At 64.5% G+C, this 21,089-nt stretch carries 20 protein-coding genes and 2 tRNA genes; 5 read left to right on the top strand and 17 right to left on the bottom strand.

The window, feature by feature from the left end; all coding sequences use genetic code 11:
• Positions 1-4 precede the first annotated feature (4 nt).
• Entirely contained in the window at positions 5-1,942 is a 1,938-nt protein-coding gene (gene pknB, locus NG697_RS17545; protein WP_308293102.1) for a Stk1 family PASTA domain-containing Ser/Thr kinase, read from the top strand.
• A gap of 102 nt (positions 1,943-2,044) precedes the next feature.
• On the opposite strand, the gene NG697_RS17550 is transcribed toward pknB, so the two are convergent.
• The 3 genes from NG697_RS17550 to NG697_RS17560 are packed head-to-tail and all read right to left on the bottom strand — an operon-like array spanning position 2,045 to position 3,656.
• Positions 2,045-2,686 carry an aminodeoxychorismate/anthranilate synthase component II gene (locus tag NG697_RS17550; RefSeq protein WP_252600925.1) on the bottom strand — a complete coding sequence of 214 codons (642 nt, stop codon included), beginning with the start codon at positions 2,684-2,686 and terminating at the stop codon, positions 2,045-2,047.
• Positions 2,683-2,853, bottom strand: coding sequence for a hypothetical protein (locus tag NG697_RS17555; RefSeq protein ID WP_167349826.1), 171 nt, complete (start codon positions 2,851-2,853; stop codon positions 2,683-2,685). Before NG697_RS17555 ends, NG697_RS17550 begins: the two co-directional genes overlap by 4 nt.
• Before the next feature lie 2 nt (positions 2,854-2,855).
• Positions 2,856-3,656: a class E sortase gene (locus tag NG697_RS17560; protein ID WP_374209947.1), complete on the bottom strand. Its 801-nt coding sequence runs from the start codon at positions 3,654-3,656 to the stop codon at positions 2,856-2,858.
• Between the two features lie 175 nt (positions 3,657-3,831).
• On the opposite strand from NG697_RS17560, the gene NG697_RS17565 reads away from it, so the two are divergent.
• Positions 3,832-4,086 (top strand): cell division protein CrgA, encoded by a 255-nt coding sequence (locus tag NG697_RS17565; protein WP_056342777.1) that lies wholly within the window; start codon positions 3,832-3,834, stop codon positions 4,084-4,086.
• 18 nt (positions 4,087-4,104) lie between these two features.
• Complete coding sequence (locus NG697_RS17570) at positions 4,105-4,737, top strand: DNA-3-methyladenine glycosylase I (RefSeq protein WP_252600924.1); 633 nt, start codon at positions 4,105-4,107, stop codon at positions 4,735-4,737.
• A 223-nt stretch (positions 4,738-4,960) separates the two neighbouring features.
• Here NG697_RS17570 and NG697_RS17575 read toward each other — a convergent pair whose 3' ends face one another.
• From NG697_RS17575 to NG697_RS17585, 3 genes are all read right to left on the bottom strand, one after another.
• The gene (locus tag NG697_RS17575) at positions 4,961-5,434 is read right to left on the bottom strand and encodes a carboxymuconolactone decarboxylase family protein (RefSeq protein ID WP_252611319.1); all 474 of its coding nucleotides are present in this window, start codon (positions 5,432-5,434) and stop codon (positions 4,961-4,963) included.
• 655 nt (positions 5,435-6,089) lie between these two features.
• Entirely contained in the window at positions 6,090-6,971 is an 882-nt protein-coding gene (locus tag NG697_RS17580) for a rhomboid family intramembrane serine protease (protein ID WP_252600918.1), read from the bottom strand.
• A gap of 8 nt (positions 6,972-6,979) precedes the next feature.
• The gene (locus NG697_RS17585; RefSeq protein WP_141138883.1) at positions 6,980-7,525 is read right to left on the bottom strand and encodes a peptidylprolyl isomerase; all 546 of its coding nucleotides are present in this window, start codon (positions 7,523-7,525) and stop codon (positions 6,980-6,982) included.
• 155 nt (positions 7,526-7,680) lie between these two features.
• Between NG697_RS17585 and NG697_RS17590 the strand changes: the two genes are divergently transcribed.
• Entirely contained in the window at positions 7,681-8,652 is a 972-nt protein-coding gene (locus tag NG697_RS17590; protein ID WP_252614798.1) for a hypothetical protein, read from the top strand.
• A gap of 136 nt (positions 8,653-8,788) precedes the next feature.
• Positions 8,789-9,664 carry a glycosyltransferase family 2 protein gene (locus tag NG697_RS17595; RefSeq protein WP_252600910.1) on the top strand — a complete coding sequence of 292 codons (876 nt, stop codon included), beginning with the start codon at positions 8,789-8,791 and terminating at the stop codon, positions 9,662-9,664.
• 26 nt (positions 9,665-9,690) lie between these two features.
• On the opposite strand, the gene NG697_RS17600 is transcribed toward NG697_RS17595, so the two are convergent.
• The 11 genes from NG697_RS17600 to dnaN all read right to left on the bottom strand — a co-directional run bounded on the left by NG697_RS17600 (position 9,691) and on the right by dnaN (position 21,011).
• Positions 9,691-10,635 (bottom strand): DMT family transporter, encoded by a 945-nt coding sequence (locus NG697_RS17600; protein WP_252600908.1) that lies wholly within the window; start codon positions 10,633-10,635, stop codon positions 9,691-9,693.
• A gap of 87 nt (positions 10,636-10,722) precedes the next feature.
• Positions 10,723-10,798: transfer RNA gene (locus NG697_RS17605), tRNA-Ala, on the bottom strand.
• A 72-nt stretch (positions 10,799-10,870) separates the two neighbouring features.
• Entirely contained in the window at positions 10,871-10,987 is a 117-nt protein-coding gene (locus NG697_RS17610; RefSeq protein WP_210412373.1) for a DLW-39 family protein, read from the bottom strand.
• 69 nt (positions 10,988-11,056) lie between these two features.
• Positions 11,057-11,130, bottom strand: a tRNA-Ile gene (locus NG697_RS17615).
• A gap of 99 nt (positions 11,131-11,229) precedes the next feature.
• Positions 11,230-11,901, bottom strand: coding sequence for a DUF3566 domain-containing protein (locus NG697_RS17620; RefSeq protein WP_252600906.1), 672 nt, complete (start codon positions 11,899-11,901; stop codon positions 11,230-11,232).
• A complete protein-coding gene (gene gyrA, locus NG697_RS17625; protein WP_252600904.1) occupies positions 11,898-14,576 on the bottom strand; it encodes a DNA gyrase subunit A in 2,679 nt (892 codons plus the stop codon). The genes NG697_RS17620 and gyrA overlap by 4 nt, the downstream gene beginning before the upstream one ends.
• Positions 14,577-14,635: 59 nt before the next feature.
• Positions 14,636-16,726, bottom strand: a complete 2,091-nt coding sequence (gene gyrB, locus NG697_RS17630; protein ID WP_252600903.1) for a DNA topoisomerase (ATP-hydrolyzing) subunit B — start codon at positions 16,724-16,726, stop codon at positions 14,636-14,638.
• 374 nt (positions 16,727-17,100) lie between these two features.
• Positions 17,101-17,658, bottom strand: a complete 558-nt coding sequence (locus NG697_RS17635) for a DciA family protein (protein ID WP_056342749.1) — start codon at positions 17,656-17,658, stop codon at positions 17,101-17,103.
• Complete coding sequence (recF, locus tag NG697_RS17640) at positions 17,651-18,853, bottom strand: DNA replication/repair protein RecF (RefSeq protein ID WP_252614799.1); 1,203 nt, start codon at positions 18,851-18,853, stop codon at positions 17,651-17,653. The genes NG697_RS17635 and recF overlap by 8 nt, the downstream gene beginning before the upstream one ends.
• A gap of 45 nt (positions 18,854-18,898) precedes the next feature.
• Positions 18,899-19,783, bottom strand: a complete 885-nt coding sequence (gene gnd, locus NG697_RS17645; protein WP_252614800.1) for a phosphogluconate dehydrogenase (NAD(+)-dependent, decarboxylating) — start codon at positions 19,781-19,783, stop codon at positions 18,899-18,901.
• 103 nt (positions 19,784-19,886) lie between these two features.
• Entirely contained in the window at positions 19,887-21,011 is a 1,125-nt protein-coding gene (gene dnaN / locus NG697_RS17650; RefSeq protein ID WP_058930635.1) for a DNA polymerase III subunit beta, read from the bottom strand.
• Between the last annotated feature and the right edge of the window lie 78 nt (positions 21,012-21,089).

Here is a 21,089-nt window from a genome sequence, read left to right on the forward strand (position 1 = left end):
GACAGTGAGTGATTCGGCCCGCACCCCGCTCCACCGGGAGGACAGCCTCCCGGTGGATAACCAGCGTGTCCTCAGCGGCCGCTATGAACTCGGCGGAATCATCGGCCGCGGGGGGATGGCGGATGTCCACCGCGGAGTGGATACCCGGCTTGGCCGGACCGTTGCTATCAAGCTTCTCCGCCCGGATATGGCCCGTGATCCGCAGTTCCAGGCGCGCTTCAAACGGGAAGCGCAGTCCGTGGCGGCGCTGAACCACCCGTCCATCGTCGCCATTTACGACACGGGCGAACATACGGTTCCGGATGGCTCGGAGGACAGTGTCCGGGTGCCCTACATCGTAATGGAGTTTGTTGAGGGCCGGACCATCCGCGACCTGATCCGGGCCAAGGAAGTCAGCATTGACCAGGCCATCGACTTCTGCCTGGGCGTGCTTTCTGCCCTTGAATACAGCCACAAAGCGGGCATCGTCCACCGGGACATCAAACCTGCCAACGTGATGTACTGCGAAGGCTCCAATTCCGTGAAGGTCATGGACTTCGGGATTGCCCGGGCAATCGCCGATTCATCCGCCACCATGACGCAGACCCAGGCCGTGGTGGGAACTGCCCAGTACCTCTCGCCCGAGCAAGCCCGGGGCGAAACAGTGGATGCGCGCAGCGACCTCTACTCCGCAGCGTGCCTGCTGTACGAAATGCTCACCGCCCGCCCGCCCTTTATTGGTGACAGCCCCGTGTCCGTGGCGTACCAGCACGTCAGGGAAATCCCGGAGCCCGCGAGCAGCGTGAACCCGGAGGTCTCGGCCGCCCTGGACAGTGTCCTGGCCAAGGCTCTGCAGAAGAACCGGGCGGACCGTTTCCAGGACGCGGCCGCCTTCCGGCGTGCGCTGCGCGCCGCCCGGGCGGGCGTGTCCGTGCCCGCGCTGGCCGCAACCGAAGCCCCCACCGATCCCAACGACCACGTCCCGACGCCGGAACGCCCGCCCGTGACAGAGGCGTTCGGGCTCACGGGAGCCGGCTTCCTGGACGATGTCCCCACCGGCCGGCAGCGCAGCGCGGACGACACCCGGACTGACGGCGTACCGGTCATGGCGGCCGCCACCCGGGGACAGTCGGATGTCGATGAACTGCCCTTGGGCTTCGCTCCGGAACGCGAGCGGACCGACCGGCAGAAGTCCCGTCGTCGTACGTGGATTGCCACACTGGTGATCTTCACCCTGCTGGTTCTTGGCGGCGGCGGTCTCTGGCTGCACAACATCATGAACCAGCCAGCTCCAGCGCCGCCCAAGGTGGCGGTCCCGGCGGTGGCGGCCCTGACGGAGTCGGCGGCCCTGCAGGAACTTTATGGTGCCAACCTGCGGCCGCAGATCAAACGGAACAAGCACGAGACCATACCCAGCGGGACGGCCATCGGCACTGACCCGGTGGCCGGAACCTCGCTTGACCCCAATGCGGAGGTGATCCTGAATATCTCTGAAGGCCCAAGCGCCGTCAAGATTCCGGAGAACCTTCCGGGCCAGACAGAAGCCGCGGCGCGGGACATCCTGCGCCAGGCAGGACTCGTGGGAGCCCCTTCCACCACCACAGCCAACAGCGCCACCGTTCCCGGCGGCAGGGTGATTACCACCAGCCCGGCACCGGGCCAGATGGTGGGGGTGGGCACCACGGTGGAGATCGTGATTTCCACCGGCAAGGTGTCCATGCCTGAACTGCGCGGCCGCACGCGTGCCGAGGCGGAAACGGCGCTGAAGGAACTGGGCCTGGTCCCCAACGTCCAGGAAGTGGAGAACTCCCAGGTGGAGGCGGGCCGGGTCACGGATCAAAGTGACCCCGTGAATGCCGCCGTCGATCAGGGCAAGACCATCAATATTGTGGTGGCCAAGGAACCGGCCCCGCCGCCATCGCCATCGCCAACGGCCACGCCCTCAGCCACTAAAAAGGGCTAGGCCTCCACCCGCTCCTTAAAGCAACGCGGGGCCACTTCGCGCCCATCCCGAAGGGGAACATGGGCACGAAGTGACCCCGCGTTGTTCGTGCGTGTGTTCCGGTCAGTGCTGGATGAGGGGGCTCAGCGTGGAGGCACGGGCGGCGGCTCCCGCCATTCCCAGGGACTCGAGCCAGTTGCCCAGCATCTGGTAGCCGCCTTCGGTCAGGACCGACTCCGGGTGGAACTGCACCCCGCACAGCGGTGCAGTGCGGTGCTGCAGGCCCATCACGACGCCGGTCGCGGTCTCGGCGGTGATCTCCAGGACGTCGGGGATGGTGTCCCTTACCGCTGCCAGCGAGTGGTAGCGCGTCGCTGTCACGGGGGAGGGGAGCCCGGCGAAGACGCTGGTGCCGTTGTGCTCCACCAGCGAGGTCTTGCCGTGCATCAGCTCTGGCGCGTGGGTCACTGTGCCGCCATAGGCTTCGGCCAGGGCCTGATGGCCCAGGCACACACCGAACATCGGCTTGTTGTTCGCCCCGCACCACTTGATCAGCTCAATGCACACGCCCGCCTCGGCGGGGTTACCCGGACCGGGTGAGATGAGGACGCCGTCGCGCGTTTGTGCCATCTCGATGGCTTCAGCGAGGGTCACGTCGTCGTTGCGGACAACGGTGGTCTCGGCGCCGAGTTCCTGGAGGTAGCCCACCAAGGTGTAAACGAAGCTGTCGTAGTTATCTACGACCAGGATTTTGGTTGTGGTCATGGCTGGCTTGCAGAACCAATCGTTGAGTCGGTGAATGCGGTGAACCCGGACATCCATGGGAACAGGAACTGAACCATCAGGATCAGTGCGCCGGCGATGAGCACCAGCGACGTGAGGATCCGCAGCCAGAGGGGGCCCGGCAGGTGGCGGAAAATCCAGCCGTACATACTCAGTTTCCTCCCACCGCTGCGGCCACCTGGGCGGCGATCTCGGCCGGCGGGCCCGCCGAGGCAGGCTGCCAGCTATCCAGCAGCGCGTACGCGATGATGCGTTCCTCGGCGCCGAAGCGCGGATTGCAACTGGTCATGGTGAGGAAGCTTTCGGTGGGAGTGACGCCGGGGCGGGTGGGGACCGGTTCCAGGACATCGGTCCGGGACGGCATCACAATCTGGTTGTTGCGGAAGACATAGATGTAGTAGCCGTCCTTGGTCTGGACGTAGATTTTGTCCCCCGGGACAAGGGTGTGGATATTGTCCAGGACGGCACCATGGGTCTGCCTGTGGCCGGCCACCGCGAAGTTACCGGCCGCGCCGGGCATGGCGGTGTTGGCGTAATGGCCAAGCCCCAGCGTATCCAGGACATCCCCGGTGGTTCCCTGCACGATGGGCCGCGTGTAGTTGGGGCCAAAGCGGGGGATATACATGATGCCGATGGTGCCGGCATGGCCTGGCGCCGCGGCAACGGCCGGGGTGCCGTAATCCACGGGCGCTGCCGATGGATCCGGTTCCGGACTCGCGGGCACCGCGCCGCCCAGCCCCTGGGCGAACTCCTTGATGACGGCACTCTGCTTGGCGTCGGATTCGATGTTGGTCCACCACAGCTGCCAGCCCACAAAAAGCAGGAGGATAATGCCGGCTGTGATGAGCAGTTCGCCGAGCACCTGCACTGTGCCACGCAGAATGGAAGCGCGCGCGGGCGCCGCACGGGCGGGCCTCCTAGCGGCGCGCCTCGCCTTCTCCTGCACTACCACGCGTTCTCCTCCGGGGTGGCCGCGCTGGGCGTTTGAATGCCCTGAACTACGGCTAGAATTGACTGCTAGTAAGAATCCAGATTTGACCAAGATCGCGCAGACCGCTGGCAACTTCCTTCTTGCAGGATATCAAGCCCGCGGCGCCGAGCTTGCTCCAGTCCGCCAAGGAGAGCACGTGCCCGAGTCAAAGCCTCGCAAGAAGACTTCCAGCGCCGCGCAGCCCGCTTCCGGGGCGCAGGCGTATAAGCCCAACGCTGTTTGGTTCAAGCCGGTGATGTTCGGCCTGATGATCATCGGGCTCTTCTGGATCATCACGTTCTACATCAGCGAGGGCCGGTTTCCTGTCCAGGCCTGGGAGTCGTGGAACATCGTGGCCGGCTTCGGCATTGCCATCATCGGCTTCCTGATGACCACGCGCTGGCGTTCCTGACCTGACCGCAGGACCCGCATGACTCCCGCTGCCGCCGCCCAGCCCCTAAACGAGGGTGTGGACGGAACAGTCCTGGGCGACGACGGCCTCGCCCGTCCGCCGTGGGCCGCCGTGGATCCGCTGTTGCGCGAGTACTACGACTCCGAATGGGGCCTGCCCGTCCGGGACGAACAAGGCCTGTACGAGCGCATCTGCCTTGAAGGCTTCCAGGCAGGTCTCTCGTGGGCAACGATCCTCCGGAAGCGCCCCGCCTTCCGTCAGGCTTTCCTCGACTTCCAGCCGGACGCTGTTGCCGCTTTTACGGAAGCGGATGTTGAGCGCCTGCTCCAGGATCCCGGCATCGTCCGCAACCGGCTCAAGATCCGTGCCGCCATCACCAATGCCCGGGCCACCATCGCGCTGCGCGAGCGGGAAGGCCTGGTTGACTTCGTGTGGCAGTTCCAGCCCCGGGCCACTCCCCAGCCGGTCACGCACGCGGAGATCCCCACGCAGTCACCGGAATCGGTGGCGCTCTCCAAGGCGCTGCGGACGCAGGGATTCTCGTTCGTTGGCCCCACCACCATGTTCGCGCTGATGGAAGCCATCGGCATGGTGGACACCCATCTTCTGGACAGCCACCGGCGCGGATCCTCAGGCGTCTGGACCGGCTGACCTGCCGCTCCGCGGGGAACTGACCGGACGCCCCGCCGGCGCCTGTTGTCCACAGCTGTTGGGAAAGTTATCCACAATGTGCATAACTTTCCCGGGGCCGGAAGCGATATCCGCCCGTGCAGGCCATGGCGCACGGGACCGGATCCAAAGCGCTCGGACGGACAGTTATTAACAGTGTGGATTGGCTGTGGATAATTCACACCGCCCGAACGGAATGTCCCAGTCAGCGGTCCCGGCGGACCGGATGGTGGCTGGTGATGGACACCCGGTTAAAGGCATTCATGGTGATCACCAGCCAGCTGACCGCCGAAAATTCATCGGCGCTGAGGTGCTGACGCGCATATCCTTCCTCAAGCTCGGTTGTCCGGTGGTCCGGCAGTTCGGTGATGCATTCTGCCAGGGCAAGGGCAGCCCGCTCCTTGTCCGTGAACAGGGCTGTCTCCCGCCACGCCGGCAGGACAGCAAGCCGCTGATGGCTCTCCCCGGCCTCCATGGCGTCCCGTACATGCATGTCGAGGCAATAGGCACAGCCGTTGATCTGGGAGATCCGCACGTTGAGCAGCTCTATGGTCTTGCGGTCAATCCCGGCCGCGTCGGCGGCTTCGCGCACTTTCAGCCCCAGACCGTTGAGAGCGCGCCATACCGCGGGGTGCTGCTTGTCGAGGTAGATGTGCTGGGTTGTTGCGGTGGCGCTCAAGGCGGTCCTCCTGGCTGGAAGCTTGTTGGGTCCGATGCTGCGTAGGAACACCCTCGCACACACACGTGTTATCCACTTACTAACACTGGACTACCCACAAGTTGTCCACAGTTGTGGATAACAATCCACAGGACGGCCCGAGCGGACCCCTCAGCTGCCCCAGTCGGGGAAACACCGAAGGTTAACTACATGTCTGTAAGTTGTTAACACTGTGAATAACCCTGTTGATACGGGCAGGCCGGATCCCCTCCTATGGGCCCCCGGCGCGGGAAATTGCCAGGATATCCACAGGTCGGGCTCAAATGGCTTGTTTTTCCACTTAACCACAGGCGCATCCCCAGGTCTTGTCCACAATTGTGGACAACAGGATGACGAAATCCGGCAAAAGGGCGGACACCCGGGAGCAGGGGCACATCGAAATCCTGAACTACACCCGTGTAAGTTACTAACAGTGTGGATAACCCCTGTGGATAACTTAGGCGCCGTCGTCATGGGCCTGACGCGGACCACGGGCTGCTCGCACGCCGGGACGCCCGCAGCAAGTGAACGGGCAGCGCGGTGCGGAGGCCTCACGAGGCACAGAAAAGACCCCGGCGTCCGTTGGGACACCGGGGTCTAAGCGGTCTGTTGGAGCTGGGCCTGAGGACCCGGACGGTCAACCGGCCGTGACGCGGAGCCAGCTCGCCAGGGCCAGCAGGAGAAGGACGGCGACCAGTCCGGCCGCGTGCAGCAGGCCCTGCCGCGGGCCCCGGGGCGTGTATGCAATCACGGCAGCGCACAGGGCGCCTGCGACGAGCCCGCCCAGGTGCGCCTGCCAGGCGATCTGGGGGACCACAAATCCGATCACGCCGTTGATGGCGATCAGGACCCACAGCTGCCGCGTATCCCCGCCGCGGTGTCGCTGTACCAGCAGCATCGCCCCGAAGAGTCCAAAGATCGCCCCCGAGGCGCCCACCACTCCGGCAAGAGGCACGCCAGGCACGTAGCCGGGGGTCAGCAAGAGATAGCCGACAGACCCTCCGATGGCAGAGATGAGATACAACGCCAGGAAGCGGACCCGGCCCAGAAGCGGTTCGAGTGCCTGGCCGAAAATCCACAGCATGTACATGTTCAGCACAATGTGGAGGATGAATCCCTGGGAGTGCAGGAACGCCGCCGTCAGCATCCGCCACGGTTCGAACTCACCGAATTCGGGAGTGGCAAAAACATTGGCGAACGCCAGGTTCTGGTAGATCCACTCGCCGGGCACCACCCATTGCAGAACGTACATCACCGCGCACAGGGCGATAATTCCAAACGTCACTATTGGTTTTCCGGTTGCCACGGCGCCGCCGTAGACAGTCTTGACCGCCGGCGTCGTGCGCTTTGTTTCGTTGACGCAGTCAACACACTGGAATCCGACGGCGGCCGCCCGCTGGCAGTCCGGGCACGCTGGGCGGCCGCAGCGCTGGCAGCGCACATAGGAGGGCCGGTCCGGGTGCCTGGGGCACACCGGAACCTGCGCGGACGGCTCGGCCGCCGGAATTCCGTAGCTCATGTGATGGGTTAGAGCTGCTCGATGTCGATGCTGTTGATGGTGACGTCCTCAACCGGGCGGTCGCCCATTCCGGTGCGGACGCCCTCGATGGCGTCGACGACCTTCTTGGAGTCCTCGTCAGCAACCTCGCCGAAGATGCTGTGCTTGCCCTGCAGCCAGTCGGTGGGGATGGTGGTGATGAAGAACTGCGAACCGTTGGTGCCCTTGCCCGCCTGGATGCCGGCGTTGGCCATGGCCAGTTTGTAGGGGGCGTTGAAGCTGAGTTCGGGGTGGATTTCGTCATCGAACTTGTAGCCGGGTCCGCCCACGCCGCGGCCCAGCGGATCGCCGGCCTGGATCATGAAGTCCTTGATGATGCGGTGGAAGATGGTGCCGTCATACAGCGGCGTGCCAGTCTTGTCCTCACCGGTCTCGGGGTGGGTCCAGGCCTGCTCCCCGGTGGCCAGGCCAACGAAGTTCTTGACCGTCTTCGGCGCATGGTTGCCGAACAGATTAACGACGATGTCGCCGAGGCTCGTGTGGATGGTTGCTTTTGCAGTTGCGATTGCAGTCATGCCGCCTATTCTTTCACGGCAGGTCAACGTGGAAGGGGCTGGACCGGCAGTTCCGCGCTGGGTGAAATCAGGTGTAAATCCGCGGGAAGAATAGCCCGTGCAGGTCAAGGCACGTAGGCTAACAACAGAACCGTCACATTAATCGGGAGGTAGTTGTGAAGAAATCGGATCGTATTGCCCGTGACCTTGAACAGTCAGTCAACAGCGCAGTTGAGAGCGCCAAGGACTGGGCATCCCCCCGCGTGGAAGCAGCAGTGGATTGGGCAGTTCCCCGCCTGCAGCATGGCCTGGACACCGCATCTCCCAAAATCCAGGAGGGGCTCAAGACCGCGGCCCACAACCTTGCCGACGGCGTCGCAACAGTGACGCCGCGCATCCAGGAGGGGCTCGCCCAGCTCGCCCCGAAAATCCACGACGCCGTTGAGGTCGCCACTCCGCGCCTGTACGAAGCGCTGGACAAGGCCACTCCCGTTATCCAGAACGCCCGGGACCGCGTGGTGGTGGAATACCTGCCGCGCCTTTCGGACCAGATCGGCCACGCGTCCGACGCCGTGCACCGCACCTTGGAAAGCGCGCCGTCCCACGTGGACGCCGTCGCCCAGCGGCTTGCCGATTCCGGCGTCGTGCATTCCCTCCAGGAGCAGGCACAGTCGGCCGGCACGCAGCTCAAGGCCGCCGCGCACGAAGCCGGTAAGGCCGTAGGGGTCCAGATCGCCCAGCCGCAGAAGCCCAAAAAGCGCGGCTGGCTGGTGTTCGGCATCATCGCCGCAGCCGTTGCCGCCGGCGTCGCCGCCTGGAAGGCTTCCAAGCCCGTGGAAGACCCGTGGAAGACCCCTTCTCCTGTCACACCTACTCCGGCGCCGGTTCCTGCCACCACCGTGAACGACGCCAAGGACACGGCCGGGGACGCAGCCAGCAAGGCTGCGGCCGCCACCGCTTCGGCCGCGGACGCCGTGGCCGGCCAGGCAGAGGATGTTGCCGCCGACGCGGAGGACGCGGCCGAGAAGGCCAAGCACGTCGCCGATGAATCGGCAGACGCAGCAGCCAAGGCGTCCACCGATGCCAAGACCGCCATCAAGAACACTGCGGCCAACATGAACGGTTCCGCGGACAAGGGCAGCAACTAGCACTTCCGGCGCCCTCGCGCCGCCCACGGAAGGGGCTCCGCCTGGTGCGGGGCCCTTTCAGTGTTTTCCCAGTGTTTGTCCGGGCTGGACCCAGTCGCTGGCGGGACGAACCCTGATCGGTGCTAAATTTGAACTGATGTCAGCCGATAAATCCTCTGGGGATGCCTTGAACGACGCAGCACAGCTGCCGCTCGTGTCCATTGTCATCCCGGCTTACAACGAGGAAAGTGTCATCCGGCAGTGTCTCATCGCTGCGGTGTACCAGTCGGTGCCGGCCCACGAAATCATCGTGGTGGACAACCTCTCCACTGACCGCACCTCCGCCATCGTGGCGCAGATGCAGCTGGAGTATCCGGAAAGTCCCATCATCCTGCTCAGCCAGGACCGGGACCAGGGCCTGATTCCCACCCGAAATTTTGGCCTAAACCATGCCACCGGCGACGTCCTGGGTCGCATTGATGCCGATTCCGTTGTCGAGCCGGACTGGGTGGAGCAGGTCCAGAAGGCCTTTTTTGATCCGTCAGTCCAGGCAGCCACCGGGCCGGTGGTCTACTACGACATGCCGATGCGGCGGTTCGGGCTCAAGGCAGACGACAAGATGCGTCAGCTGATGCTCAAGCTCGCCAAGCACCAGTACCACTTCCTGTTCGGCTCCAACATGGCCCTGCGGGCTACGGCATGGGAAACCATCCGGGACGAAACCTGCCGGGACGAGAAGGACGAGATGCACGAGGACATCGATCTCTCCCTGCACCTTGCCGACCACGAACTCAAGGTCCAGTACTGGCCCCAGATGGTGTCCGGGATGTCCGCCCGCCGGCTCGAGGATTCACCGCGGGACTACCGGTACTACGTGACCCGCTTCGACCGCACGTACAAGGCGCACAACGTCAAGAAAATGGCCCTCAAGGCACCCATGGTGGTGTTCTTCTCGGTCTACTTCCCGGCGAAGCTCCTGCGGGCCATCCACACGGTCAACACCGCCCAGTCTGTCCGCCGCGGCGGACAATAGGCCCGGTTTCCGGCTGTTGCGCGGCCTCAGTCCGTTCCGAGTTCAGCCAGACGATCCGACGGCGGTTCATCCCCACGCGCGGCGGAACCTTCGCGCCGTTTCCTGAAGCCTGACCGCTGTCCCAGAACCACGACGGCGAGGCCCACGAGGATGAGCCCCAGCCCGCCGTAGGTGCCTGCAGGCAGTGTCTCGTGCAGGAAGACCGCGGCCAGCACGGCTGCGCCGGGGATCTCCAGCAGGATGATCATCGACACCAGCAGCGGGCTCATGGTGGCCAGCAGGTGATTGAAGGCTGTGTGGCCCACCAGTTGGGCACACACGGTGATGGCCAGGATCCCCACCCAGCCAACGGCGTCGAACCCCACCAGCGGCTGGCCGCTGAAGAGCGCCAGCACCGCCACAAAGGCAGCGCACATCCCGTAGCAGAGCGTGGTGTATGTTCCCGTGGTCATGGTCTGGCGGGCCTTGCCGCCGGCGAGCGTGTAGAGGCCGGCCAGGGCCCCACCGGCGACAGCCAGCAGGTCACCCAGAAGCGCGTCCGGCGAGGATCCCATGTCGAACCCGGTGATGGTGACAACACCACCAAAGGCGATCCCCAGCCCTGCCAGCACCTGCCAGCGGTGCCTGGTGCCGCGGAACAGCTGGAAGACCGCAATCCAGGCCGACTGCAGGCAGACCAGGGCGGTGGCGGCAGCCACGGAGGTGAGCTGGAGGGACGTGATGAAGCAGGCAAAGTGCAGGGCCAGGGCGACGGCGGCGAGCAGCGACCAGCTGAACTCGGGGCCGGTGATCCGGCCGAACTGCCGGGGTTCGCGGACCACGGTGGGAGTGGCCATGACGGCGGCCCCGATGGCGTTGCGCCAGAAGGCGATGGCGAGGGCACTGACGGTGGTGGCACCGAGGGTCGCGGCGATCAACGGCCCGGACGACGCCACACCCAGGACGCCCACGGCCGCAAGAAGAAAGTTCACCGTTCAACCCTACTGTCCTGCTATAACACTGTGCCGCCTTAACGACAGAGTCCCGGACAGCTTTTCAGCTGTCCGGGACTCTCCTTATGGTGGAGGCACGGGGACTCGAACCCCGAACCCCCTGCTTGCAAAGCAGGTGCGCTACCAATTGCGCCATGCCCCCATAAGAAGCAACCCGTCAATCATACCCTAGAACCGTGGAGCCTTTTGCAAGCTCCCGGTCCGGGAATCCGGCCTATTCGACCTTGTCGGTCGACTGGCTCCAGACTGTTTTCCGGGCCTCGGATTCCTGTGCTTTCCTGTAGAGCAGGACGCCTGCGATCGCAGCTGCAAGTACCAGCAACTTCTTCACATGCTCCCCGTTCCGATCCTGCCTGCCGTGAAGCAAACCGAACCTTCCTTCGAACCTGCACAGGTTCCGTGGGCGTACCAGGACTTGAACCTGGGACCTCTTCGTTATCAGCGAAGCGCTCTAACCGCCTGAGCTATACGCCCCGATGCCTCATCGGGCCGAGACATGACTTTACAGCACATCCCGGCCCGATCTCAAATCGAGGCATTTCGCCGGAGAATTTCCGGTGAAATTAAGGGTTTTCAGTCGTCCGTGAGGGTGACGCCGATGCCACCAACAAGCGTTGCGGAGATGTTGTAAAGCACCGCTGACAGCATGGACAGCGCCGTCAGCAGGACAACGTTCACCACGGCGATAATCGTGGCAAAGGAAGCCACCTGGCCCAGGGATGCGACCTTCTTCAGTTCGAACCCGCCGCCTTCGGAGCCTGCCAGGGTGCCCAGGAGGCTGTCCACCTGGTCAAAGATTCCGGTGAGGTCCAGGACAGTCCAGAGGACGATGGCGGCCACCACGGTGACGATTCCCAGCGCCACCGACAGCAGGAATGCCATCTTCAGGACCGACCAGGGATCCACCTTGCTGACCAGCAGCCGTGCACGCCTGACCTTGGCCTTGGGTGCAGGCTTGACCAGGCCGGGCTGGGCCTGCGGAGACCGGCCCTGCACTGGGCGCTGGCTGTCCTGTGCTGCCGCCTGCCTGCCCTGTCCGGCACGCTGGCCGGTCTGGCCTGCCGGAACCCGATCCTGCGCAGGGCGCTGGCCGGGAACGGCCGGCCGCTGCCCCGGCGCGCCTGCAGGGGCCGGTGGGCGCTGCTGCGGACGGACGGGGGCGTTCACCCGGGGTGCGGCCGCGGGCGGCGGCGTTCCGCCGGGTACATTGCTGCTCGGCTTGGGATATGAGTCGGGATTACTCACTCGTTACCTCCGGTGTAGTCTTCGTTCGGCTCAGCGTCGCCGGAGGCGTCCTCTGACTCAACAGCCGGTGATGTTTCTGCCGTTGTTGCTGACCCTGCGGATCCCTCGGGGGACCCGGCCTCTTCAGCCAACGTTACGTCATCGTCCACGGATTCTTCGCCCTCGAGGCCGCGTTCGCTGTTCCTGGCCACTTCAATGATGCGGTCATTCTTGTCCGGCTTCGCGAAGATAACACCCATGGTGTCGCGGCCCTTGGCCGGTACGCCGGCCACGGATGAACGGACAACCTTGCCGCCTTCCATGACCACCAGAACCTCGTCCTCTTCCTGAACAATCAGGGCGCCCACGAGGTGGCCCCGTTCCTCTTGGTACTTGCCCACCTTGATGCCCAGGCCGCCGCGGCCCTGCAGGCGGTATTCCTCCACCGCGGTGCGCTTGGCATACCCGCCCTCGGTGACCACAAAGACGAACGAACCGTCCGTGACGACGTCCGCCGCCAGCAGTTCATCGTCCTCGCGGAACTTCATGCCGGTGACACCGGACGTGGCCCGGCCCATGGGACGCAGGGCATCGTCGGTGGCGGTGAAGCGGATGGACTGGCCCATGCGGGACACCAGCATGAGGTCATCCGTTTCGGAGACAAGCTGGGCGGAAACCAGCTCGTCCTCGTCACGCAGGTTGATCGCGATGACGCCGGCGGAGCGGTTGGTGTCGTAGTCCTCCAGCCGGGTCTTCTTGACCAGGCCGCGCTTGGTGGCCAGCACCAGGTAAGGGGCCTGCTGGTAGTCCCTGATGTCCAGGACCTGGGCGATGTGCTCGTCCGGCTGGAAGGCCATCAGGTTGGCGACGTGCTGGCCCTTGGCATCACGGCCGGCCTCCACCAGTTCGTACGCCTTCGCCCGGTAGACCCGGCCGAGGTTGGTGAAGAAGAGCAGCCAGTGGTGGGTGGTGGTCACGAAGAAGTGCTCCACCACGTCGTCGCCGCGGAGCTGGGCGCCCTTGATGCCCTTGCCGCCGCGCTGCTGCGACCGGTAGTTGTCGCTGCGCGTGCGCTTGACGTAACCGCCGCGGGTAATAGTGACAACCATTTCCTCTTCGGGGATCAGGTCCTCCATGGACATGTCGCCGTCGAAGCCCATCAGGATCTTGGTGCGGCGGTCATCACCGTGCTTGGCCACGATTTCGCCCAGCTCGGTGCTGATGATTTCACGCTGGCGTTCCTCGGAGGCAAGGATCGAGTTGTACTCGGCGATCAGGGCCTCAAGTTCGGAATGGCGGTCCTGGATCTTCTGGCGTTCCAGGGCTGCCAGGCGGCGCAGCTGCATGTCCAGGATGGCCCGGGCCTGCAGTTCGTCGATGTCCAGCAGCTGCATCAGTCCGTCGCGCGCGGCTTCGGTGGTGTTGGACGCACGGATGAGCGCAATGACTTCGTCCAGCGCGTCCAGTGCCTTCAGGAGGGCACGCAGGATGTGCGCCTCTTCCTCGGCTTTGCGCAGGCGGTAGCGGGTACGGCGCGCAATGACGTCCAGCTGGTGCGTTACCCAATGGCGGATGAAGGCGTCCAGGCTCAGCGTGCGCGGAACCCCGTCCACGATGGCCAGCATGTTGGCGGAGAAGTTGCTCTGCAGGTCGGTGTGCTTGTACAGGTTGTTCAGCACCACCTTGGCCACGGCGTCGCGCTTGAGCACAATGACCAGCCGCTGGCCGGTGCGGCCGGAGGTCTCGTCGCGGAGGTCCGCAATGCCGGATATCTTCCCGTCCTTGACCAGTTCGGCGATCTTGATGGCCAGATTGTCCGGGTTGGCCTGGTAGGGCAGTTCGGTGACAACCAGGCACGTACGGCCCTGGAGTTCCTCGACGTTGACCACGGCGCGCATGGTCACGGAGCCGCGGCCCGTCCGGTACGCGTCCTCAATGCCCCTGTGGCCGAGAATGGTCGCGCCGGTGGGGAAATCGGGTCCCTTGATACGGAGCAGCAGCTCTTCGAGCAGTTCCTCGCGGCTGGCCGTCGGATTGGCCAGGTACCACTGGACGCCGTCAGCTACTTCGCGGAGGTTGTGCGGCGGAATGTTGGTGGCCATGCCCACGGCAATGCCGGACGAACCGTTGACCAGCAGGTTGGGGAAACGGGCCGGCAGGATGGTGGGTTCCTGGTTCTTGCCGTCGTAGTTGTCCTGGAAGTCGACGGTTTCCTCGTCAATGTCACGGACCATCTCCATGGCCAGCTGGGACATTTTCGTTTCGGTGTACCGCGGGGCGGCGGCACCGTCATTGCCCGGCGAACCGAAGTTGCCCTGGCCCAGGGCCAGCGGGTAGCGCATGGTCCAGTCCTGGATCAGGCGGACCAGCGCATCGTAGATCGCGGTGTCGCCGTGGGGGTGGTACTGGCCCATGACCTCGCCCACCACACGGGCGCACTTGTTGAAGGACCGTTCCGGCCGGTAACCGCCGTCGAACATCGCGTACAGCACGCGGCGGTGCACGGGCTTGAGGCCATCGCGCACGTCGGGAAGGGCACGGCCCACAATAACGGCCATGGCGTAGTCCAGGTACGAGCGCTGCATTTCCGTTTGCAGGTCCACCTGCTCCACGCGGTCAACCAACACGTCGCCTTCAAGAACGGCTTCCGGAAGATCGGCGGATTCCGCCGGGTTCTCTGGTGTCTCGTCACTCATCGTTTATATTTTCCGTTTCAGGTATATGTCGGGCTTGGAATATCTACTCGGTGAACCGGTCAGATATCCAGGAACCTGACGTCCTTGGCGTTCTGCTGGATGAAGTTTCGGCGGGACTCCACGTCTTCGCCCATTAGTGTGGAGAAGGTCTGGTCCGCTGCCAGGGCATCGTCCATGGTGACCTGCAGGAGGGTCCGGTGGTCCGGGTCCATGGTGGTGTCCCACAGCTCGGTATAGTCCATCTCACCCAGGCCCTTGTAGCGCTGGATGCCGTTGTCCTTCGGGATACGGCGGCCGGCGGCCTGCCCGGACAGGAGCTTGGCATCGCGCTGCTTGTCGCTGAAGACGTAGTCGTGCGGCGCGTTGGACCACTTGATCCGGTACAGCGGGGGCTGCGCCAGGTACACGTAGCCGTTTTCGATCAGCGGGCGCATGTAGCGGAACAGCAGCGTCATGAGCAGCGTGGTGATGTGCTGGCCGTCAACGTCAGCGTCGGCCATCAGCACGATCTTGTGGTACCGGAGCTTGCTGAGGTCGAAGTCCTCGCCGATGCCGGTGCCGAACGCGGTGATCATGGACTGGACCTCGGTGTTGCCCAGGGCCTTGTCCAGCCGGGCCCGCTCCACGTTCAGGATCTTGCCGCGCAGCGGCAGGATGGCCTGGGTTTCAGGGTTGCGGCCGCGTTTGGCGGAACCGCCGGCGGAGTCGCCCTCCACGATGTACACCTCGCAGCGGGCGGGATCCTTCGAGGAACAGTCGGACAGCTTGCCGGGCATCCCGAAGGATTCCAGCGGGCTCTTGCGGCGCGCATTGTCACGGGCCTTCCGGGCGGCCATCCGGGCCTGGGCTGCGGAAATGGCCTTGCGGATGACATCTCGGGCGGGGCCGGGGTTGCGTTCCAGCCAGTCACCCAGGCCGTCGGTGACAACGCGCTGGACGAAGCCCTTGACCTCGGAGTTGCCGAGCTTGGTCTTGGTCTGGCCCTCAAACTGCGGCTCGGCCAGCTTCACGGAGATGACCGCCGTGAGGCCTTCACGGATATCGTCACCGGTGAGGTTGTCGTCCTTTTCCTTGATGATGCTCTTCTCCCGCGCGTAGCGGTTGATGAGGGAGGTCATCGCGGCGCGGAAACCCTCTTCGTGGGTGCCGCCCTCGTGGGTGTTGATGGTGTTGGCGTAGGTGTGGACGCTCTCGGAATACGCGTTGGTCCACTGCATCGCCATCTCCAGCGCGATGTGCCGTTCCGTGTCCTCGGTTTCGAAGGAAATGACGTCCTCGTGGACAACATCAACCTTCTTGCCCGAGTTCAGGTGCTTCACATAGTCCAGCAGGCCGTCGTCGTACTGGTACACCACGGTGCGGTGCTCAGCGGTGACTTCACCTTCGGTGACCACCACGTCAAGGTTAAGGTCCTCATTGGCGTCCGCGTTCGACGCTGCGGTGCGCTCGTCCGTGAGCGTGATCCGCAGGCCCTTGTTCAGGAAGGCCATCTGCTGGAAGCGGGCGCGGAGCGTCTCGAAATCAAACTCAGTGGATTCGAAGATTCCCGCGTCCGGGTAGAAGGTCTGGGTGGTGCCGGTGGTGGCGCTCTCTTCGCCCTTGACCAGCCCGCCCTGGGGCTTGCCGCCGTCGGCGAAGGACATCCGCCAGACGTTGCCCTGCCGCCGGACTTCAGTGTCCACCCTGCTGGAGAGCGCGTTCACCACGGAGATACCCACACCGTGGAGGCCGCCCGAGACTGCGTAACCGCCGCCGCCGAACTTGCCGCCGGCGTGCAGGATGGTCATAACCACTTCGACAGTGGGCTTGTGCTCGGTGGGATGCATGTCCACGGGGATGCCGCGGCCATCATCTACAACTTTGACGCCGCCGTCGGCCTGCAGGACTATTTCGATGTGCGTGCAGTACCCGGCCAGCGCCTCGTCAACAGAGTTGTCCACCACTTCATAGACCAGGTGGTGCAGGCCGCGCGGCCCGGTGGAGCCGATATACATGCCCGGGCGCTTGCGGACGGCTTCGAGGCCCTCAAGTACGGTGATGTCGCTTGCGCCGTATTCCCGGGGTGTCACGGCCTCCGCCGGCGTATCGGGGGTAGGGACGTCCTCCGTTGCGCGTTCCACTGCCTGGGTATCTGTATTGTCGTTAGCCACAGGTGCTGTCGACTCCTCTTTTTCGATGATGGCCGGCGGCGGCCTTCCAGTGGAAAGCATCCGCCAACAGGCACAAGCTGATGGCGCTGACGGATACGTCGACGTGCAGGACCGAAGTCCGCCTGCGGAGAGCGTGCGGAAAACGGACTCAGTCAACGTTTCACCGGCGCCCAGTTATCTGCTGTGATTCTATCGTGAAATGGGCCGCAAACCCGCATTCCGGCGGGCGTCGCGGGACCTTGATGTGCCGATGCGAGGCCATTGACCCCGCCTAGGGCGCCCTCAAGGTCCCGCCTCCGGGTGCCTATACGCCCTAAGGCCGTTAGCTCGCCCTACACGCCGCCGGACGAATATTCAAGAGTCGACGGCGGCGGCTAACCGTAGGTATCGCGCGGCCCGCGGCCGTTGACGGTACGTCCGCCCTTGCGCCAGCTGGGTGCTGACGGGCCGAGCACCTGGATGCTGGTGACCACGCCATCGCCCAGTTCCGTGCGGAACTTCTCCAGCAGGCTGTTGCTCAGCAGCCGCAGCTGCGTGGACCAGGCCGTCGAGTCGCAGCGCACGTGAAGGGTGGTATCGGTGAAGCTCTCCGGGGTGCAGTGCGCTGAAATTTCCGGGCCAACCAGCGTGGCCCACTCTGCCATGACCGAACCCACCGCTACTGGCGAGCTCCAGCCGCGTTCGGCCACGAGGCGTCCCACCACTTTGCCGAGCCCCAGCGGATCACGGCCGGTGGAATGGAACTGGCTGAAACCCCGGGTATCCCGGATCCCACCCTTTGTCTTGGCGGCGCCGGCCTTGGGGGGTGCCTTCCGGCGGATTTCGCCGCGTGCGGCCGCGGCCTCACGCATGCGGTTCAGCGCAGCCTGCGGCGCGTCGATGTTGTCAGGATCCCGGCCAGGCTGCAGCCCGCCCTTTTCATCCTTATTCATCGATTCCTCCCGGGACGACCTTCACCCGCCGGCCGGAGAGTTCCTCCGGGATATCGGCGTCGACGGCGGCGGTCACCAGGACCTGTTCCGCGCCGGAGACTATTGCCGCCAGTTTACGCCGGCGCTGCACATCCAGCTCGGCGAAAACGTCGTCGAGGATGAGGATCGGTGCAGACCCGCCGGTCCTCGCGTCATCGAGCATGACGTAATAGGAAGCAAGCCGGAGTGAGAGGCACATCGACCAGGTTTCGCCGTGCGAGGCGTACCCCTTGGCGGGCGCTTCGCCGAGAATCAGTTCGAGCTCATCCCGGTGCGGCCCCACCAGGGAAATTCCGCGCTCAAGTTCCTTGCGGCGGGAGGCTGCAAAGGCCTGGACATAGCGGCCGGTGAGGTCCTCAACGGTGAGGTCCCGCAGATCTTCGGCAGCGGCGGACCCATCCGTCAACGAACCGCCACCGGCACCCGGTGCCGCGCCGCCGTCGTCGTCCATCACATTTTGGAGGGTGGACCGGTAGAGGGCGTTGGCTTCCTTGGACCCATCCGTGAGCTGGGCATACGCCTTGGCCAGGTGCGGGCTCAATAGTTCCACCAGTTCCAGCCGCGCGTGCAGCAGCTCGGCGCCCGCCCGGGCCATGTGCTGGTCCCAGACATCGAGGGTGGCCTCGTGTCCGGCAGTGAATTTTCCGGCCCGGGCGGATTTGAGCAGGGCATTGCGCTGCTTCAGGACACGGTCATAGTCCGTGCGCGTCGCCGCGTGCCGGGGCATGAGGCTGACCAGCAGCTCGTCGATGAACCGGCGGCGGTTGGACGGATCTCCCTTGACGAGCGCCAGGTCCTCGGGGGCGAAAAGCACCGTCTGGCAGATCCCCAGGAGATCCCTGGCCCGGACGGGATTGCTGCGGTTGATCCGCCCCCGGTTGGCGCGGCTGGCGTTGATCTCAAGTTCCAGGACCGTGGTCTGCCCGCCGCGGACCAGGCGGGCCCGGACCAGCGCGCGGTCCGTGCCGAACCGCAGCAGCGGGGCATCGGAGCTGACCCGGTGCGAGCTGAGGGTGGCCAGGTACCCGATGGCCTCCATGAGGTTGGTTTTGCCGATGCCGTTTGCCCCGACGAGCACGGTGACCCCCGGTTCGAGGGGAAGGTCAACCTGGGCGTAGCTGCGGAAGTCAGTGAGCGAAAGGTGTTCTAGGTACACGCGGTGTTCGACAATTCTCGGAACCGGCGGGTCCCGGGGTGGAGGTTACTGGGCGGGACGGGTGGCATGCCCGCCGAACTGGTGGCGCAGCGCGGAAACCATCTTCATGGCGGGCGAATTCTCCTCGCGGGAGGAGAAGCGTGCGAAGAGTGCAGCCGTGATGGCCGGTGCCGGAACCGCGTTGGCGATGGCTTCCTCAACGGTCCAGCGTCCTTCGCCCGAGTCCTCGACGTAGTCATCGATGGATTCCAGTCCCGGGTCCTCGTCCAGTGCCTTGACCATGAGGTCCAGCAGCCACGACCGGACCACGGTGCCCTTCTGCCAGGCGCGGAACGTACCGGGCAGGTCGTCAACAATGTCCTTGGCGGCCAGCAGTTCGTATCCTTCGGCGTACGCCTGCATCAGGCCGTATTCGATGCCGTTGTGGACCATCTTGGCGTAGTGTCCGGCACCGATTCCGCCGACGTGGACAAAGCTGTCCGCCCGCTCGCCTTCGGGACGGAGCACATCAAAAACCGGCAGGGCCCGCTCAATATCGGCAGCGTCGCCGCCAGCCATGAGCCCGTACCCGTTCTGGAGGCCCCACACTCCGCCGGAAACGCCGCAGTCGGCGAAACGGATCCCCTTCCCGGCCAGCGCGGCACCGTGTTTCTGGTCCTCGGTGAAGCGGGAGTTGCCGCCGTCGATCACCAGGTCGCCGGCGTCGAGCTTGTCCCCGAGTTCGGTGACGACGGCATCGGTGATGTCGCCTGACGGGACCATGACCCAGATCAGCCGCGGGGCCGGAACGGCCGCAATGAGCTCATCCACGGAGGCAACGTCGGTGACCTCGGGGTTGCGGTCAAAGCCGGTAACCTCAATGCCACCCTTGCGCAGGCGTTCGCGCATGTTGAAACCCATCTTGCCAAGGCCGATCAGTCCAATATGCACGGGGGTCTCTTTTCTGCGCGGGGTTGGCTGTTGCTGAACGGGGCAGCCCAACTAGGTCGCACTAAGTGTCGTTATGAGCGCCCATAACGACGTTTTCTGCTACCTAGTTGGGAAGGCGGACGGGCATAACCAGGTAGCGGTAGTCGTCCTGGTCCTCACCGTCGGCGTCTGCCTGAGCCGTGATCATCGCGGGCTTCGGCGCCGTGGTGAAGGAGAACCTGACGTACTTCGTTTCGATGACGCTCAGGCCCTCCACCAGGTAGTGCGGGTTGAAGGCGACGGTGATGTCGTCACCGGAGAGCTGGGCTTCGAGTTCTTCGGAGGCCTGGGCATCTTCGCCGGTGCCGGCGTCCAGGTGCAGCAGTCCTTCGGTGAAGGCGAGGCGTACCGGGGTGTTGCGTTCGGCCACCAGCGACACGCGGCGGACGGCTTCCACAAGTTCCTGCGTTTGGACTGTTGCGTGGATGGGGGTGGAATCCGGGAACAGCGAGCGGATCTTGGGGTAATCGCCATCCACAAGCAGCGATGTGGTGGTGCGGCCGCCGCTTTCGAAACCGATCAGGCGGCTGTCATCGTCAGCAAGGGCGAGGTTGATGTCGCCGCTGTTGCCAAGGGTCTTAGCCACTTCGTTGAGGGTTTTTGCCTTGACCAGCGCACTGGTGGAAATTCCCGGTGTGGTGGGCTTCCACGGCACTTCGCGCATGGCCAGACGGTAGCGGTCGGTGGCCAGAAGCGTGATGAGGTCGTCCTCGATCTCCATCCGGACGCCGGTCAGGATGGGGAGAGTGTCATCCTTACTGGCCGCAATGATCACCTGGGACACAGCTTGGGCGAATGCGTCACCCGGGACGGTGCCGCTGATGGCGGGTAACGCAGGCAGCGGCGGGTATTCGGCCTCGGGCATGGTGGCCAGGTGGAAGCTGCTGCGGCGGCAGGTCAGCGTCACCTTGTTGCCATCGGTCTCCACGACCACCGGAGCGGAAGGAAGGCTGCGGCAAATGTCTGCGAGGAGGCGTCCGGAAACGAGGATGGTTCCCTCGGCGGTGATGTCCGCGGGGATGTCCAGCCGTGCGGAGGTCTCGTAGTCAAAGCTCGAGAGGCTGACGGTGCCGGCTTCAGCCTTCAGGAGCAGACCCGACAGCACTGGAACCGGCGGCCGCGGAGACAACGACCGGGCTGTCCAGGTGACGGCTTCTGCCAGGACGTCCCGTTCGACTCTGAACTTCACGGAAGGGTGCCGCCTTTCATTGCTGCTGCCTTGTCTGAACCGGAAACTCCCACAGGGAGCCCAAAAGTAGTGGCGCCC

Source organism: Pseudarthrobacter raffinosi (genome assembly GCF_023913835.1).
Lineage (GTDB): Bacteria > Actinomycetota > Actinomycetes > Actinomycetales > Micrococcaceae > Arthrobacter > Arthrobacter raffinosi.

Coding starts and splice junctions, on each gene's coding strand:
- NG697_RS17580 (WP_252600918.1), bottom strand. CDS start 6,971: ATGAGCTACGGAATTCCGGCGGCCGAGCCGTCCGCGCAGGTTCCGGTG.
- NG697_RS17555 (WP_167349826.1), bottom strand. CDS start 2,853: ATGTACGGCTGGATTTTCCGCCACCTGCCGGGCCCCCTCTGGCTGCGG.
- NG697_RS17585 (WP_141138883.1), bottom strand. CDS start 7,525: ATGACTGCAATCGCAACTGCAAAAGCAACCATCCACACGAGCCTCGGC.
- NG697_RS17570 (WP_252600924.1), top strand. CDS start 4,105: ATGACTCCCGCTGCCGCCGCCCAGCCCCTAAACGAGGGTGTGGACGGA.
- NG697_RS17595 (WP_252600910.1), top strand. CDS start 8,789: ATGTCAGCCGATAAATCCTCTGGGGATGCCTTGAACGACGCAGCACAG.
- NG697_RS17550 (WP_252600925.1), bottom strand. CDS start 2,686: ATGACCACAACCAAAATCCTGGTCGTAGATAACTACGACAGCTTCGTT.
- NG697_RS17635 (WP_056342749.1), bottom strand. CDS start 17,658: ATGAATAAGGATGAAAAGGGCGGGCTGCAGCCTGGCCGGGATCCTGAC.
- gyrA (WP_252600904.1), bottom strand. CDS start 14,576: ATGAGTGACGAGACACCAGAGAACCCGGCGGAATCCGCCGATCTTCCG.